The sequence below is a fragment of the Nocardia sp. NPDC041819 genome, from assembly GCF_055590505.1.
The window spans coordinates 811,061-826,323 of record NZ_JBVJAP010000001.1 but is presented as its reverse complement, the minus strand read 5'-3'; the positions used below and the strand labels follow the sequence as shown (position 1 = coordinate 826,323).

Sequence of the window (15,263 nt, the reverse complement as noted above, 5' to 3'; positions counted from 1 at the left end):
CACTATCGTGCCACTCGCTCCGGAGCACCCGCGTCGCCGGGCGTGAACTTCTCGATGTGCACCCGGGCGTCCGGGATCCCGACGGCGCGCAGCTGACGCTGGATATCGCGCAGGAACATGAGCGGACCGCAGACGTAGACGTCGGCGTCGCCGGGCAGGCTCAGTGCCGAGAGATCGACCCTGCCGTGCCGCGCGCCGGGAGCCGGTTCCTCGTACCAGATTTCGATATCGGCCTGTTCTAGCCGGGTAGCGAGTTGCCGGAGCCGATGGCGCAGCGCATGGGTGCCCGGTCCACGGTCCGCGTGCACGATCAGGGTGCGCCGCCATGGGGCGTGGGCGGCGAGGTATTCCAGGATGCCGACCGTCGGGGTCACGCCGATTCCGCCGGAGATCAGCACCAGGGGCGTCGTCGCGGCGGTATCGACGACGACATCGCCGAACGGGAGAGTGATCTGCAACGGGTCGCCGGGGCGCAGCTGCCGGTACAGCCACGAGGACACCTCGCCCGCTGGGCAGCCATCGGCCGCCTCGACCCGTTTGACGGCGAACGACAGCGCGCCCTCGCGCGGCCGCCCGACCAGGCTGTACTGACGCAGCTGGCGCGCGCCGTCGGGAAGGCGCGCGCCGACCGAAACGTACTGTCCCGGAACGAAGCCCGGCAGCTCGGTGGCCGGGTCCGCGGACTCGACGGTGAAGACGGCGACCCCGGAGGGGTCCTCGTCACGTGCCAGGACGCGCACATCCCGGAAGACGTCGCCGGAATCCACGCCCGCCTCGGCGTAGAGCCCCTTCTCCTGGTCGATCAGGGTGTCGGCCATCAGCCAGTAGACCCGATCTCAGGCCGCCGCGACCGTCTCGTCGACCACGTCGGCGTCGAGCACGTCCACGATGGCGGCGAACAGGTTGTCGCGCACGATCCGGTACTGCTCCGGAGTCACTCCGAGGGACGCGTGCTTGTGCGCGATCCGCGACAGCATGGTGGCCGATCTCAGGGGAAACATCCGCCGTCGGCCGGACGAGTAAATGCAGCAACCCGGCCGTCGACGAGGTGCGCCTGTACCAGGCCCAGCTCGACCAGCCGGGAAACCGCTTCGGCCACATACTTTTCCGACGCGCCTACCTGCCGCGCGATGAGCTTGGTGGTCACCCTGGAATTCTTCTCGTCCTCGACCGCCAGCCGCATGATGGTGCGCAAACCGATATCGGTGAAGTGCGAGAGCCGCATGCCGATCACGCTACCGGCGAATTCCCCCGATTCCGCATACCTGCGAAGTGTTCTTAATTACGCCGATTCGTGCGCATTTTCATCGGGAATTGCCGAGCAGGCCCGGGAAAAGCGGAGAATCACACCGGCGGTATCGCCCCGCCCCGGAGTGAACGAGCGGGCGCGACCCGGGGTCCACTCAGCGTGCGCTGCCCGCACCGACCGTCGCCGCGATCCGCTGCGCGGCGGCCGTGCCGGAGGCGACGCACGCGGGCACCCCGACACCGTGCAGGTACGCGCCCGCGACCGCCAGCCCGTCGAGCGCCGCGACCTCGGCTTCGACGGCCGCGATGCGGGCCGGATGGCCGGGCGCGTACTGGGCGAGGCCGCCCGGCCAGCGCCGCACAACAGCCTCGATCGGCTCGATGGCTGCCCCGGTGACGGTAGCCAGGTCCTCGGTGGCGGCCGCGACGAGTTCCGCATCGGGCCACGACAGCGGGGAGTCGTCCCCGAACTTGCCGAATGAGACGCGAACGAGGGCCGTTTCGCGTCGCGCGAGATGTGTCCATTTGCGGCTGGACAGCGTGAACGCCTTCGCGCGCAGCGGCTCTCCGGTGGCCACCAGGATGCCGGAGTTCCGCGGCAGCGCGGTCTCGCGGGGCAGCGCCAGCGCGACCACCGCCGACGAGGAGAGTTCGACGCCCGCCAGTTCCGCCGCGGCGGCGGGGGCCACGGTCTTCAGCAGTCGCGCGGTCACCGGCGCCGGGGTAGCGAGCACCACCGCGTCGACGGCGCCGATCGGGTCGACCACCCAACCGCGCAGGCCCCTGGCCAGACGCGTCCCCGGGGTCGCGGTGACGAACCTCGCCTCGGAGCGTTCGGCGAGTGCCTCGAGCAGCACGCGGTACCCGTCGCGGAGGGCACCGAAGACCGGTGCGCTCGAAGGCGGTGGCAGCGCGGCACCGACGGCGGCGGTGAGGCTGGTCGCGCCGTTGTCCAGCGCGGCGGCGAGGGTGGGCAGCGCGGCACGGACACCGATGGATCGGGAGCTTCCCGCGTACACGCCACCGAGCAGGGGGTCCACGCTGCGCTCGGCGACTTGCGTGCCGAAGCGGTCGGCGACCAGTTGGTAGACGTCGATATCGGAGCCCGGCTCCCAGGTCAGCGGCCGATCGGGTTCGGCGGCGATCCGCCGCAGCGTCTCGGCGTCGACCAGATCGCGCATCGACTCGGCGTTCGACGGAACACCCATCAACGTGCCCTCCGGAAGCGGATGGGCGGCTCCGGAGGACCACAGCAGCGGCCGCAGACCGGCAGGCGTCACCAACTGCGACTCGAGCCCGAGTTCCCGCAGCACGGCGGGTACCTCCGGCCGTCGGCCGACGAACGCTTCCGCGCCGAGATCCAATGGCTCTCCGGCCAGTTCACCGGTATAGAGGATGCCACCGACCCGTTCGGCGCGATCGAGCACGACCACGTCGGCATCCGGCCCGAACAACGTCCGCAATCGATACGCGGCCACCAGTCCGCTGATCCCACCGCCGACCACCGCGATACGCATGCCTCGACCGTATCGTGTCCCGCCACGGCGACCGTCCGACGGTCGCCGCCCGATGACCCGGGACACATCGCGTCCACGGCGACAGCAGCCGCGCCGCACGCGGCTCCTACCCGGGCCGGACGGAACCGGCCACTGCGAACCGGAACCCTGCTCGATTCGACGAGTCTCCCCGCTGTGCCTTCCCCTACAGCTCGTGCACGAGTTCCACCAAGGCGGTCAGCACGCCCGGATCGGTCTCCGGGAGCACCCCGTGGCCCAGGTTGAAGATGTGCCCGGTGGCGCCGAGCGTGATCGCCTCGTCCGCTTCGCGCGCGATCCGCCGGGCATGCGCCTCGACGGCGGCGGGGCCAGCGAACAGCACGGCGGGATCGAGGTTGCCCTGCAACGCCTTTCCGGGCCCGACGCGGCGGACGGCCTCGGTCAGCGGCACCCGCCAATCGACACCGACCACGTCGGCGCCCGCCTCGCCCATGGCACCGAGCAGCTCGCCGGTCCCTACCCCGAAGTGGATGCGCGGCACCCCCGCTTCGGCGATCTCGGCGAACACCCGCTCCGAATGCGGGAGTACGAAATCGCGGTAGTCGGCCAGCGAGAGCGCGCCCGCCCAGGAGTCGAACAACTGCACCGCGTCCACGCCGGCCGCCAACTGGGCCTGCAGGAACGCGATGGTGATGTCGGTGAGCGCGCCGAGCAGCGCGTGCCAGGTCTGCGGGTCGGCGTACATCATCGCCTTGGTGCGCTCGTGGTTCTTGCTCGGACCGCCCTCGACCAGGTAGGAGGCCAGGGTGAACGGCGCGCCCGCGAAGCCGATCAGCGGCGTCTCCCCCAGCGCGTCGACCAGCAGTCGCACGCCGTCGGTGACCGCCCCGACCTCCTCGGGGCGCAACCGGGGCAGTGCGCGCACGTCGCCGACCGTCCGCACGGGCGCGGCGACCACCGGGCCGACGCCGGGCACGATGTCCAGATCGATCCCCGCCGCTTTGAGCGGAACGACGATGTCGGAGAACAAGATCGCCGCGTCGACCTGGTGCCTGCGAATCGGCTGGAGGGTGATCTCGCACACCAGCTCCGGGTCGAAGCAGGACTCGAGCATCCCGACGCCCGCGCGCACCTCGCGGTACTCGGGCAGCGAGCGGCCGGCCTGGCGCATGAACCACACCGGACGCCTGCTCGGCGTCGCGCCGGTAGCGGCGGCCAGGAACGGGGCATCGGTCAACCGGCGGCGGGTATGAGTGCTCATCACGGCTATCGTATGCGGGCCCGGCAGGAGGGGCGGACGCGGAGGCGGCAGCGATGACAGCGCAGACGCCGCCCGGCCCGTAGCGGCGCGCCTCCGACTGCACGGGGGGCACAAGGTCTACCGTCAGCAGTCGTGACACCGCTCGACTTCCGCGACGGCGCCGCACCGACCGAGGGACCTCATGGCGAGCCAGCTCAATTTCGCGCCGCGGTCGAGGCGATGGCCACCGCAACCGTGCACCCTCGGATCGAGCTCGCGCCCATCCGGCCGCCGCAACGGCTCGCACCGTACTCCTACGCCATCGGCGCCGAGGTCTCCCATCCGGAAACCCCTGTCGTGCCGATCGATTCCGAAGGCGACGCGTTCGGCAGATTGATCCTGCTGCACGATCCGGACGGCGACGACACCTGGCACGGCACCCTCCGTCTGGTCGCCTACATCCAGGCCGACATCGACGCCGCGCTCGCCACCGACCCCCTGCTACCAGAGGTGGCGTGGAGCTGGCTGGTGGACGCGCTGGAGTCACGGACCGAGCCGTTCACCGCGCTGGGCGGCACGGTGACCTCGACCAGCTCGGTGCGCTATGGAGACATCGCCGGGCCACCGCGCGCCCATCAGCTGGAACTACGCGCCTCGTGGACGCCCGTCACCACCGATCTGCGCCCGCACCTGGAGGCGTTCTGCGAGGTGCTGGCCTACGCGGCGGGACTACCCCCGGCCGGGGTGACCCAGCTGCGGGTACCACCCGGCTTGTCCGGCGATCGTCCATGAGCACGCCCGCCGGTGTGGCGTGACCTGCGCCGGAATCACCCTCACCCGCTTCACCGGGCACATCGCGCCCGATCCGTCGACACACTTATGCGCCGATAGGACGGCGGCGCCGTAGAGTCGGCACGTAGAGTTCAACACCATGTCCGTACCAGACCAATCCGAACCCTCGGCCGCGACGCCGCTGCTCGCGCCGGTGGAGGGCGTGCCACCGGTACTGGACACCGCCGCCGAGATCAGCGCAGCCGCCGCCCGGCTGGTGGCGGGCACCGGCCCGCTCGCCGTGGACGCCGAGCGCGCCTCCGGGTTCCGCTATTCGGCGCGCGCGTATCTGATCCAATTGCGCCGCGCGGGCGCGGGCACGTTCCTCATCGACCCCATCCCGGTCACCGACGCACTCGGCCCGCTGGCCGACGCGATCAACGGCCTGGAGTGGGTACTGCACTCCGCCGACCAGGATCTCCCGGGGCTGGCCGAACTCGGCTTGCGCCCGGCCCGGCTCTTCGACACCGAGTTGGGCGGACGCCTGGCGGGTTTCGAGCGCGTCGGGCTCGCCGCGATGGTGGAACGGCTGCTGGGCCGGGCGCTGCGCAAGGGACACGGGGCGGCCGACTGGTCCACCCGACCGCTGCCCGCCGAATGGCTGAACTACGCCGCCCTGGATGTCGAACTGTTGCTGGAACTGCGCGACGCCGTGGCCGAAGCTCTCGACGAGCAGGGCAAAATGGATTGGGCGGCACAGGAATTCGAGCACATTCGCACCTTGGACCCGCCCGCGCCGAAGGCCGAGCGCTGGCGGCGCACCTCGGGCATCCACACGCTGCGCCGCACCAGGCAGCTCGCGGTGGTGCGCGAGCTGTGGACCGCCCGGGACGCGCTGGCCCGCGCCCGCGATGTGGCGCCAGCTCGCATCCTGCCGGATGCCGCGATCATCGCCGCGGCCACCGCGGAGCCCAGAAACATCGCGCAGTTGCGCACCCTGCCGGTGTTCGGTGGACCACGGCAGCGCCGGTACTCCCGCGAATGGCTCGCCGCGATCGAGCGCGGCCGCACCTTGCCGGACAGCGACCTGCCGCCGCTCACCCAGCCGTTCGACGGCCCGCCGCCGGTCAACCGCTGGGAACGCCGTGATCCGGCCGCGGCGGCCCGCCTGACCCGGGCACGAGCCGCCATGGGTGACCTGTCGACCGAACACTCGATCCCGGTGGAGAACTTGCTCGCGCCGGACCTGGTCCGCCGCCTGTGCTGGGACGGGCTGCCCGACTACGCCGCGGTCGAACCCTCCGCCGTCGACGGATTCCTGAAGTCCGGCGGCGCCCGGCCGTGGCAACGAGAGCTGGCCGTTGCGCGGCTGGCCGCGGCGCTGCCGCCGTCGGACTAGCCCCCGCTCGCCTCCGGCGTCAGCGAGCGGCGAGCCACCCGCTGATCCGCCGGGCGATATCCGGGCCGGTGAGGCCGAGTTCGGCGTGCACTTCGCCGCGTGCGGCGTGGTCGAGGAACTGCTGCGGAACACCGAGGTCGCGGGCCGGGATGTCCAGCCCCGAGTTGCGCAGGCGAGCCGACACCGTGGAGCCGATGCCGCCGTGCAGCCCACCGTCCTCCAGCGTGACCACCATCCGGTAGTTCTCCGCGAGCTTCAGCAGGGTGTCGGAGACCGGCAGCACCCAGCGCGGGTCGAGGACGGTGACCGAGATCCCTTCGGAATCGAGCAGGTTCGCCGCTTCCAGGGCCGCACCGGCGAAGGAGCCCACCGCGACGAGCAGGACATCGCCGTGCACCGCCTGCACGGAGCCGCCGTCCGGCTCCGCCATGCGCAGCACGTCGATGCCGTCGAGTCGTTCGACCGCCGAGATGTCTTCGGCCACACTGCCTTTCGGGAAACGCAGCGCGGTCGGCCCGTCGTTGACTGCCAGCGCCTCGGCCAGTTCCTCCCGCAGTGTCGCGGCGTCGCGCGGAGCGGCGACCCGGATGCCGGGAATGATCCCGAGGACCGAGAGGTCCCACATGCCGTTGTGGCTGGCGCCGTCGGAGCCGGTGATGCCCGCGCGGTCCAGCACCACGGTGACCGGCTGCTTCAGCAGCGCCACATCCATCAGCAACTGGTCGAAGGCGCGGTTGAGGAACGTCGAGTAGATCGCCACCACCGGATGCATGCCGCCGAGCGCGAGCCCCGCGGCGGAGGCCATGGCGTGCTGTTCGGCGATGCCGACGTCGAACATCCGGTCGGGGAAGCGCTCGCCGAACGCGGCCAGCCCGGTCGGGCCCGGCATCGCCGCGGTGATGGCGACGATGTCGGCGCGGCGCTCGGCGTGCGCGATCAGCTCCTCGGAGAACACCGAGGTCCAGCCGCGCGCCTTCGGACCGCCGACGGGAACGCCGGTCAGCGGATCAATGGGGTCGCAGGCGTGCATCTGGTCGGCGACATGGTTCTCGGCGGGCGCGTAGCCGCGGCCCTTCTGCGTTACCGCGTGCACCACGACGGGGCCGCCGAAGTCCTTGGCCCGGCGCAGCGCGGACTCCAGGGCGACGACGTCGTGGCCGTCCACCGGCCCGACGTACTTGAGGCCGAGATCGCTGAACAGTTCCTGCGGGCTCACCGCGTCCTTGATGCCCGCCTTCACCGCGTGCACCATCGAGTACGCCGATTCCCCCACCCGCGGAATGCTCTTCAGGATGCGCTTGCCCGCGTCGAGCGCGTGCTCGTAGGCGGGCTGGGTGCGCAGCGCGGTCAGCCGTTCGGCCAGGCCGCCGATGGTGGGCGCGTAGGAGCGGCCGTTGTCGTTGACCACGACGACCACCGGGCGGTCCGGGGCGGCGGCGATATTGTTGAGCGCCTCCCAGCACATGCCGCCGGTGAGCGCGCCGTCGCCGACGACCGCCACCACGTGCCGGTCCTGCCCGCTCAGCGCGAACGCCTTCGCCAGACCGTCGGCGTAGGACAACGCGGCGGACGCGTGCGAGGACTCCACCCAGTCGTGGGCGCTCTCCGCTCTGCTGGGGTAGCCGGACAGGCCGCCCTGCTTGCGCAGCGAATCGAACTGATCCTTGCGCCCGGTCAGGATCTTGTGCACGTAGGCTTGGTGCCCCGTGTCGAAGATCAACGGGTCGGCCGGTGAGTCGAAGATCCGATGCAGCGCGATGGTGAGTTCGACCACACCGAGGTTCGGACCGAGGTGCCCGCCGGTCGCGGCGACTTTGCGCACCAGGAACTCGCGGATCTCCTCCGCCAGCTCGCGCACTTGCGGCACGGTCAGCCGGCGCAGATCATCGGGCGTGTCGACCCGGGAAAGCACTCCCACCTGAACTAGCTCCCTCCGGATAGCGCATCTGATCCGATCAGTCTACGGAGCGGCGGCTGATGCTCCCGCACGAGAACGATCACACCAACCGACCTGGCGTCGAAATGTGAGCCTCGACATACGGTACCCGGACGGAGCGACAAGGTGGACCGGGCCGAGCAAGTGACCTCGCCGGCAAACGGATCCCGGGTGGTGGCGCGGATCGGCGGCGGCGTCCACCCCGGAGCGACTCGTCCCGCAGGTTCGCCCCGAGCGAGGACCGCGGCACCCCTCGAAGCAGGCACGATGGTGCGGTACGCATCGACAGCGAGCGACCAGGAGACGTTGTGGGCAAGAAGACCGATTCGCGCGCGGGCACCGTCACGACCTACGGGCACGGCACCGCCCGCGCCACCCCCGACCTGATGCGGGTGACCATCTCCGTCGAATCGCGGGCGAGCAAGGTCGCGCTCGCCTACAGCCGGGCCGGTGAGCGCGTCGCCGCGGTCGCGCGGTCGCTGCGCTCCGACGGCGTGGACGGCTCGGACATCGCCACCAGCGGACTGTCGGTGCAGACCGAGACCGTGTGGACCGAGGGGCAGGGCAACCGCATCACGGGATACCTCGCGAGCACATCGCTGACGATCGCGTTGCGCGAGGTCGGCGAGGACGCCGATCCCGCGCCCGGCACCGTCGTCGCGAACTGCGTCGAGGCGGGCGGTGACGACGTCCGCCTCGGTGGACTCGTCCTCACCTTCGCCGACCAGGAGGCCCTGCTCACCCGCGCCCGCGACGCCGCATGGGAGAACGCCCTCGCCAAGGCCGAGCAGTACGCGCGCCGCGCGCAGCGAACGCTCGGCAAGGTCGTGGCGATCACCGAGGACACCGCCTCCGCGCCGCCGATGCCGCGCGCGCAGTCCATGTCGGCTCCGATGGAGGCCTACCGCGCCGCCGCCATCCCGGTCGAGCTGGGCCAGAGCGAGATCTCCGCGGGAATCCGCATCACCTGGCAGTTGGACTGACGGCGGGTCCCGCGGGGTCCGCGTTCAGGAACCGTGACCGAGACCGCGCACCAGCAGGCTGACCGTATCCGCTCCGGCGTGCCGATCCTTCGAGATCTCTTGATATTCCGGCGATTCGGCCCAGGCACGGAAGGACGATTCGTCGGGGAAGGACATCAGGACCACCTTCTCGCGGTCGGTGACGCCCTCGATGGTCTGCGGGGACTCGTCGGCGGCCAGCAGCGTACCGGAGTAGCGGAGGAAGACGTCCAGGAAGCGCGCCTGGTAGCGATCGTAGGCGGCGCGATCGGTGAACTTCAGTTGCGCAATTACGTACACGGTCATGGTGGTGACTCTAATTGGCCGGTCCGGCGCCCCCGGCTCGGATCCCGCGGCGGCGCGCTCGATTTCATCGCCGCGCGGGGCCCGCCGTGCCTATATTGAGGTCGTCACCGATCAGGAGGCCGCATGTCGTTCGTGCTCATCGACACACCGCGGCCGCACATCGCCCTGGTGACGCTCAATCGACCCGAACGGATGAACGCGATGGCGTTCGACGTGATGATTCCGCTGCGCGAGGCGCTGGAGCAGGTGCGCGCCGACAACGACGTGCGGGTCGTCGTGCTGACCGGCGCGGGACACGGTTTCTGCTCGGGAGCCGATCTGACCGGCGCGGGAAAGGTGCCGAACGTCGACGGGCTGACCGTCACCAGCGTCGCGCGGCGTTCGATGGATCTGCTCAACGACGTGTTGATCACGCTGCGGCGGATGCACCAGCCGGTGATCGCGGCGGTCAACGGCGCGGCCATCGGCGGCGGGCTGTGCCTGGCCGTCGGCGCCGACATCCGGCTCGCCGCCGACGACGCGTATTTCCGCGCCGCGGGCATCAACAACGGCCTGACCTCGGCCGAACTGGGCCTCAGCTATCTACTGCCCCGCGCCGTCGGCGCGTCGCGCGCGTTCGAGATCATGCTGTCCGGCCGCGACGTCGACGCGACCGAAGCCGAGCGCATCGGTCTGGTCTCGCGCACGGTTCCGGGCCCCGAACTGCTGAACACGTGCTACGACCTGGCCGAACGCATCATCGGCTACAGCCGGGTCGGCACCGAGCTCACCAAGCGCATGCTGTGGAGCGGTATGGAGGCGGCCGGCTTCGAGTCACACATGCAGCACGAAGGCACGGCTCAGCTCTACGTGCGCCTCACCACCGGCAATTTCGACGAGGCGATGCGCGCCCGCCGGGACCGCAGGCCACCGGTCTACGAGGACTGACCGCTCAGCGCCGCAGCAGCGCAAGGCATTCCACATGGTGCGTCGCGGGGAAGGCGTCGAAGGCACGCAGATCGGTCAGCCGGTAGCCCGCGGCCTGATACAAGCCGAGGTCGCGGGCGAACGCGGCGGGATCGCAGCCGACGTGGACGATCCGCGCGGGCCCACTGGCGGTGACGGCGCCGATCACCTCTTTGCCCGCGCCTGCACGCGGCGGGTCGAGCACGACGACATCCGGGGCGGCCCCGCCCACGTGCTCGAACACCCAGCGCTCCACCCGCTGGGCCCGCAGCTCCACCCAGGGCAGATCGCGCAAGGCGGCGGCGCCGTCGGCCACCGCGGGCCGGGCGGATTCCACCGCGAGCACCACACCGGTCCGCCCGGCCTGCTCGGCGAGGCGCGCGGCGAAGACCCCCGCGCCGCTGTACAGATCCCAGGCCCGCCCGCCGGGCCCGAGTTCCGACCATTCCGCGATCAGATCCGAATAACGTTGCGCCGCACCGTGATGCGCCTGCCAGAAGCCCGTAGCCGCGACCTCCCAGCGGCGGCCCGCCACATACTCGACCGCGCGCCCGCTGCCCTCGAACACCCACTCGTCGCGCGCCGCGTGGGCCGCCGCACGCCGCGCGGACGCCGCGCGGCGGTCGTCTCGGCGGGTGGAGTCCGCGGAGGTCCATTCTCCGCCGCGCCTGCCCCGGCTGTGCGGCCGCTCGCGTCGGCTGCTTCCGGCGCCCCCGCGCCGATCCCGGCCACCTGCCTGCCGACCACTCGCGCCCGGGCCGCGACGATCCGCGCCACGGCTTCCCGGCTCGGCCTCGGGTGGGGCCAACTCGACGACATGCCGGATCCCGTCACCGTCCACCGCGATCACCAAGTCGGCGCCGGGCGTCCACTGCCGGGCCGCGATGCCGTCCAACGCCCCCGCGACCGGTTGCGGGCACCGCAGATCCGCGATCACGTCGGTGCTGCGATACCGGTGCACGCCCGCGCGCCCGTTGGCGTCGACCGCGAGCCGCACGCGCGTGCGCCACCCGCCGATCGCGTCGCCGGACCCGATCGGCTCCACCAGCACGTCGCGCTCGATCCCGGCCAGCCGGCGCAACTGTTCGGCCACCACCGTGGCCTTCAGCGCGCGCTGGGCGACCGGCGTGGCGAAGGAGAAATCGCAGCATCCCGCTCCACCGGGACCGGAGACGGGACAGGTGGCCTGCACTCGGTCCGGGGACGCCTCGAGCACCTCGACCGCGTCGGCGCGGCAGAACGAGCCGCCGCGATCCTCGGTGACCCGGACCCGCACCAGCTCACCGGGCAGTCCGTGCCGGACGAACACCACACGTCCCTCGTGCCGTGCGACACAGAAGCCGCCGTGCCCCGGCGGCCCGAGCCGCACCTCGAACGTGCCGGTCCGCCGATCGCTCATCCCGAATGCTCCACTGGCGTCATGTCCGGTCCTCGTACCCACGCCGGAACGCGCCCGGCGCGTTCACCACCCCGGGCGTCTTCAATCGCGCCGACGAGCTCAGCTGCCACGGCACGCTGGTCACCATCACGCCCGGTTCGAACAGCAGCCTGCCCTTCAACCGCAGCGCGCTCTGGTTGTGCAGCACCTGCTCCCACCAATGGCCCACGACGTATTCGGGGATGAACACGGTCACCACGTCGCGCGGGGCGTCCTTGCGTACGCGCTTCACATAATCGAGCACCGGTTTGGTGATCTCGCGGTAGGGCGATTCGATCACTTTGAGCGGCACGGTGATATCGCTGTTCTCCCACTCCCGCACCAGCGCCCTGGTGTCGGCCTCGTCGACGTTCACCGTCACCGCCTCCAGCGTGTCGGGGCGGCTGGCGCGCGCGTAGGCCAAGGCGCGGCGGGTCGGCAGATGCAGCCGGGAGACCAGCACGATCGAGTGTGAGCGGCTGGGCAGCACACCGTCCCACTCGTGCTCGTCCAGCTCACGCGCGACCGAATCGTAATGCCTGCGAATCAGCTTCATCACCACGAAGATCGCGACCATGGTGAAGATGGCGATGTAGGCGCCTGCGAAGAACTTGGTGATCAGCACGATCACCAGCACCGCTCCGGTGGCGCTGAGACCGACCGCGTTGATCACCCGCGATCGCTTCATCCGCGCGCGCTGCGCCGGGTCGGTCTCGGTGCGCAACAGGCGGGTCCAGTGCCGCAGCATGCCGGTCTGGCTCAGCACGAACGACACGAACACACCGACGATGTACAGCTGGATCAGCTTGGTCACCTCGGCGCCGAAGAGCACCACGAACGCGATGGCCGCGCCGGAGAGGAACAGGATGCCGTTGCTGAACGCCAGCCGATCGCCTCTGGTGTGCAGCTGGCGCGGCAGGTAGCGGTCCTGCGCCAGGATCGAGCCGAGCACCGGGAACCCGTTGAACGCCGTGTTCGCGGCGAGAACGAGAATCAGCGCCGTCACCGTCGTGATGAAGAAGAAGCCCACCGGGAATCCCTCGAACACCGTCTCGGCGAGCTGCGCGATCAGCGTCTTCTGGTGGTAGTCGGACGGGGCGCCGGTCAGGTCGGCGACGTTGTGCGCGTACACGACTCCGATCTTCTGGGCGAGGATGATGATGCCCATCAGCAGCACGATCGCGATCGTCCCCAAAAGCAGCAGAGTGGTGGCGGCATTGCGCGACTTGGGTTTGCGGAACGCGGGCACGCCGTTGCTGATCGCCTCGACACCGGTCAGCGCGGCGCAACCGGAGGAGAACGCGCGCGCGACGAGGAAGGCGAACGCCAACCCGTAGAGGTGCTCGTGCTCGGCGTTCAAGCCGAAGCCCGCCGACTCGGCCCGCAACTCCTCCCCCAGCACGAAGATCCGGAACAGGCCCCAACCGAGCATGACGAACATGCCCGCGATGAACGCGTAGGTCGGAATGGCGAACGTGGTGCCCGATTCCCGCACACCGCGCAGGTTCATCGCCGTGAGCAGGGCGATGGCCACGACGGCGAACAGCACCTTGTGGGTGGCGACGAAAGGAATGGCCGAGCCGATGTTGGACGCGGCCGAGGAGATCGACACCGCGACGGTGAGCACGTAGTCGACCAGCAGCGCGCTGCCCACGGTCAGGCCCGCGGTGGGCCCCAGGTTGGTGGTGGCCACCTCGTAGTCGCCGCCGCCGGACGGGTAGGCGTGCACGTTCTGCCGGTAGCTGGCCACCACCACCGCCATGACGAAGGCGACCGCCAATCCGACCCACGGCGCGTACAGATACGCCGTCACTCCGGCGGCCGACAGCACGAGGAAGATCTCTTCCGGGGCATAGGCCACCGATGACATGGCATCGGAGGCGAACACCGGGAGGGCGATTCGCTTCGGCAGTAGCGTATGGCCGAGCGAGTCGCTACGGAAAGGCCTGCCCAGCAGCACTCGCTTCGCTGCCGTCGTCAACTTGGACACTGGAGCGAGCATAGGCCCCCGCACGGTGGATCGCGCGCGTGGCTCGCAGGTTTGCTCGCCGGCTGGAGGGGGAACGTGGCCGGTGGAATCATTCGACGGGTAGCGTTCGACCGAACAGCAAACCAGACCGAACACCATGGTTCCAGGAACGAGGTTGCACGGTGTACGTAGTGATCATGGGGTGCGGGCGCGTCGGCTCGTCGCTGGCCCAGGCCCTGGTCCGCGTAGGTCACGAAGTCACCGTGATCGACCGGGATTCCAGTTCCTTCCTGCGCCTGGGATCCGATTTCCCGGGTGAGCAGGTCACGGGTGTCGGATTCGATCGAGATGTGCTGATAAAGGCGGGAATCGAGCGGGCGAACGCGTTCGCGGCGGTCTCCTCCGGCGACAACTCGAACATCATCTCCGCTCGGGTCGCCCGGGAGATGTTCGGGGTGGAGCGCGTGGTCGCCCGCATCTACGACGCCAAGCGCGCCGCGGTCTACGAGCGGCTCGGCATCCCGACCATCGCCACGGTCCCGTGGACCACCGACCGCTTCCTGCGCGCGCTCATCGGCGATACCGGCACCACCACTTGGCGCGACCCGACCGGAACGGTCGCCGTGACCCAGCTGACGCTGCACGAGGAGTGGTACGGCCGCACCGTGCGCGACTTGGAGCAGACCGTCGCGGCCAGGGTCGCGTTCATCATCCGGTTCGGCCAGGCACTGCTTCCCGACAGTAAGACCATCATCCAGGCCGACGACATCGTCTATGTGGCCGCCGCATCCGGTGCCGTGGGCGAAGCCGTCGCCTTGGCGACGAAGCCCCCAGCGAGCGAGGACTGAACATGAAAGTGGCCATCGCCGGAGCAGGCGCCGTCGGCCGATCGATCGCCAGGGAGCTGCTGCGTGGCGGCCACCGGGTCATGCTGCTGGAGCGGGAAGTCGAGCACATCGATTCCGCCGCGATCCCGGACGCGGTCTGGGTGCACGCCGACGCGTGCGAACTGGCCCTGCTGGAACAGGCCGGCCTGGAGACCTACGAGGTGGTCATCGCGGCCACCGGTGACGACAAGGCGAACCTGGTACACAGCCTGCTGGCCAAGACCGAGTTCGGCGTGCGCCGGGTGGTTGCGCGCGTGAACGACCCGCGCAACGAGTGGCTCTTCGACGGTTCCTGGGGTGTGGACGTCGCGGTGTCCACACCCCGGCTGCTCGCCTCCCTGGTCGAGGAGGCGGTGTCGGTCGGTGATCTGGTGCGCCTGATGACGCTGCGCCAGGGTCAGGCAAATCTGGTCGAGATGACGCTGCCCGCGGACACCGCGCTGGCGGGCAAACCCGTGCGCACGCTCACCCTGCCGCGCGACGCCGCCCTGGTGACCATCCTGCGCGGCGGTCGCGTGATCGTGCCGCAGCCCGACGACGCGCTGGAAGGCGACGACGAGCTGCTGTTCGTGACCTCGGTGGAGGCCGAGGAAGACCTCCGGCTGGAACTCGCCAACCACGGCATCAGGCCATAACTCCCCGAATACG

Annotated in this window: 15 protein-coding genes; 6 read left to right on the top strand and 9 right to left on the bottom strand. The window is 70.3% G+C overall.

Annotated elements, in window-relative coordinates:
- Positions 1-2: 2 nt before the first annotated feature.
- The 5 genes from ACZ6DL_RS03940 to hemE form a co-directional block, all read right to left on the bottom strand.
- Positions 3-818, bottom strand: a complete 816-nt coding sequence (locus ACZ6DL_RS03940) for a hypothetical protein (protein WP_466048827.1) — start codon at positions 816-818, stop codon at positions 3-5.
- Positions 819-836: 18 nt separating this feature from the next.
- A complete protein-coding gene (locus tag ACZ6DL_RS03935; RefSeq protein WP_466048826.1) occupies positions 837-977 on the bottom strand; it encodes a hypothetical protein in 141 nt (46 codons plus the stop codon).
- 11 nt (positions 978-988) lie between these two features.
- On the bottom strand, positions 989-1,225 hold the full coding sequence (locus tag ACZ6DL_RS03930; protein WP_466048825.1) for an Rrf2 family transcriptional regulator: 237 nt from the start codon (positions 1,223-1,225) through the stop codon (positions 989-991).
- Between the two features lie 178 nt (positions 1,226-1,403).
- Entirely contained in the window at positions 1,404-2,765 is a 1,362-nt protein-coding gene (locus ACZ6DL_RS03925) for a protoporphyrinogen oxidase (RefSeq protein ID WP_466048823.1), read from the bottom strand.
- 184 nt (positions 2,766-2,949) lie between these two features.
- Entirely contained in the window at positions 2,950-4,005 is a 1,056-nt protein-coding gene (gene hemE, locus ACZ6DL_RS03920) for a uroporphyrinogen decarboxylase (protein WP_466048821.1), read from the bottom strand.
- Between the two features lie 132 nt (positions 4,006-4,137).
- On the opposite strand from hemE, the gene ACZ6DL_RS03915 reads away from it, so the two are divergent.
- Positions 4,138-4,776: a DUF3000 domain-containing protein gene (locus ACZ6DL_RS03915; protein ID WP_466048819.1), complete on the top strand. Its 639-nt coding sequence runs from the start codon at positions 4,138-4,140 to the stop codon at positions 4,774-4,776.
- Between the two features lie 139 nt (positions 4,777-4,915).
- Positions 4,916-6,154 carry an HRDC domain-containing protein gene (locus ACZ6DL_RS03910; RefSeq protein WP_062976048.1) on the top strand — a complete coding sequence of 413 codons (1,239 nt, stop codon included), beginning with the start codon at positions 4,916-4,918 and terminating at the stop codon, positions 6,152-6,154.
- A gap of 19 nt (positions 6,155-6,173) precedes the next feature.
- Here ACZ6DL_RS03910 and dxs read toward each other — a convergent pair whose 3' ends face one another.
- A complete protein-coding gene (gene dxs / locus ACZ6DL_RS03905) occupies positions 6,174-8,072 on the bottom strand; it encodes a 1-deoxy-D-xylulose-5-phosphate synthase (RefSeq protein WP_466048818.1) in 1,899 nt (632 codons plus the stop codon).
- Positions 8,073-8,398: 326 nt separating this feature from the next.
- Between dxs and ACZ6DL_RS03900 the strand changes: the two genes are divergently transcribed.
- Positions 8,399-9,073 (top strand): SIMPL domain-containing protein, encoded by a 675-nt coding sequence (locus tag ACZ6DL_RS03900; protein ID WP_466048817.1) that lies wholly within the window; start codon positions 8,399-8,401, stop codon positions 9,071-9,073.
- 24 nt (positions 9,074-9,097) lie between these two features.
- On the opposite strand, the gene ACZ6DL_RS03895 is transcribed toward ACZ6DL_RS03900, so the two are convergent.
- A complete protein-coding gene (locus ACZ6DL_RS03895) occupies positions 9,098-9,397 on the bottom strand; it encodes a DUF1330 domain-containing protein (protein WP_466048816.1) in 300 nt (99 codons plus the stop codon).
- Positions 9,398-9,520: 123 nt separating this feature from the next.
- Between ACZ6DL_RS03895 and ACZ6DL_RS03890 the strand changes: the two genes are divergently transcribed.
- A complete protein-coding gene (locus ACZ6DL_RS03890; protein ID WP_466048815.1) occupies positions 9,521-10,324 on the top strand; it encodes an enoyl-CoA hydratase in 804 nt (267 codons plus the stop codon).
- A gap of 4 nt (positions 10,325-10,328) precedes the next feature.
- Here the strand turns inward: ACZ6DL_RS03890 and ACZ6DL_RS03885 are convergent, their stop codons facing one another.
- Both ACZ6DL_RS03885 and ACZ6DL_RS03880 read right to left on the bottom strand, forming a co-directional pair.
- Entirely contained in the window at positions 10,329-11,741 is a 1,413-nt protein-coding gene (locus ACZ6DL_RS03885; RefSeq protein WP_466048814.1) for a class I SAM-dependent RNA methyltransferase, read from the bottom strand.
- Between the two features lie 19 nt (positions 11,742-11,760).
- Positions 11,761-13,749 carry an APC family permease gene (locus ACZ6DL_RS03880; protein ID WP_391462426.1) on the bottom strand — a complete coding sequence of 663 codons (1,989 nt, stop codon included), beginning with the start codon at positions 13,747-13,749 and terminating at the stop codon, positions 11,761-11,763.
- A gap of 161 nt (positions 13,750-13,910) precedes the next feature.
- Here ACZ6DL_RS03880 and ACZ6DL_RS03875 point away from each other — a divergent pair, with 161 nt between their 5' ends.
- Positions 13,911-14,576, top strand: a complete 666-nt coding sequence (locus tag ACZ6DL_RS03875) for a potassium channel family protein (protein WP_040867803.1) — start codon at positions 13,911-13,913, stop codon at positions 14,574-14,576.
- Between the two features lie 2 nt (positions 14,577-14,578).
- Positions 14,579-15,250 carry a potassium channel family protein gene (locus tag ACZ6DL_RS03870; protein WP_357034218.1) on the top strand — a complete coding sequence of 224 codons (672 nt, stop codon included), beginning with the start codon at positions 14,579-14,581 and terminating at the stop codon, positions 15,248-15,250.
- Positions 15,251-15,263 lie beyond the last annotated feature (13 nt).

Bases quoted from the DNA above. Each gene is read 5' to 3' on its own strand.
- ACZ6DL_RS03940 (WP_466048827.1), bottom strand. From the start codon at position 818: ATGGCCGACACCCTGATCGACCAGGAGAAGGGGCTCTACGCCGAGGCG.
- ACZ6DL_RS03935 (WP_466048826.1), bottom strand. From the start codon at position 977: ATGCTGTCGCGGATCGCGCACAAGCACGCGTCCCTCGGAGTGACTCCG.
- ACZ6DL_RS03930 (WP_466048825.1), bottom strand. From the start codon at position 1,225: ATGCGGCTCTCGCACTTCACCGATATCGGTTTGCGCACCATCATGCGG.
- ACZ6DL_RS03925 (WP_466048823.1), bottom strand. From the start codon at position 2,765: ATGCGTATCGCGGTGGTCGGCGGTGGGATCAGCGGACTGGTGGCCGCG.
- hemE (WP_466048821.1), bottom strand. From the start codon at position 4,005: ATGAGCACTCATACCCGCCGCCGGTTGACCGATGCCCCGTTCCTGGCC.
- ACZ6DL_RS03910 (WP_062976048.1), top strand. From the start codon at position 4,916: ATGTCCGTACCAGACCAATCCGAACCCTCGGCCGCGACGCCGCTGCTC.
- ACZ6DL_RS03895 (WP_466048816.1), bottom strand. From the start codon at position 9,397: ATGACCGTGTACGTAATTGCGCAACTGAAGTTCACCGATCGCGCCGCC.
- ACZ6DL_RS03890 (WP_466048815.1), top strand. From the start codon at position 9,521: ATGTCGTTCGTGCTCATCGACACACCGCGGCCGCACATCGCCCTGGTG.
- ACZ6DL_RS03885 (WP_466048814.1), bottom strand. From the start codon at position 11,741: ATGAGCGATCGGCGGACCGGCACGTTCGAGGTGCGGCTCGGGCCGCCG.
- ACZ6DL_RS03870 (WP_357034218.1), top strand. From the start codon at position 14,579: ATGAAAGTGGCCATCGCCGGAGCAGGCGCCGTCGGCCGATCGATCGCC.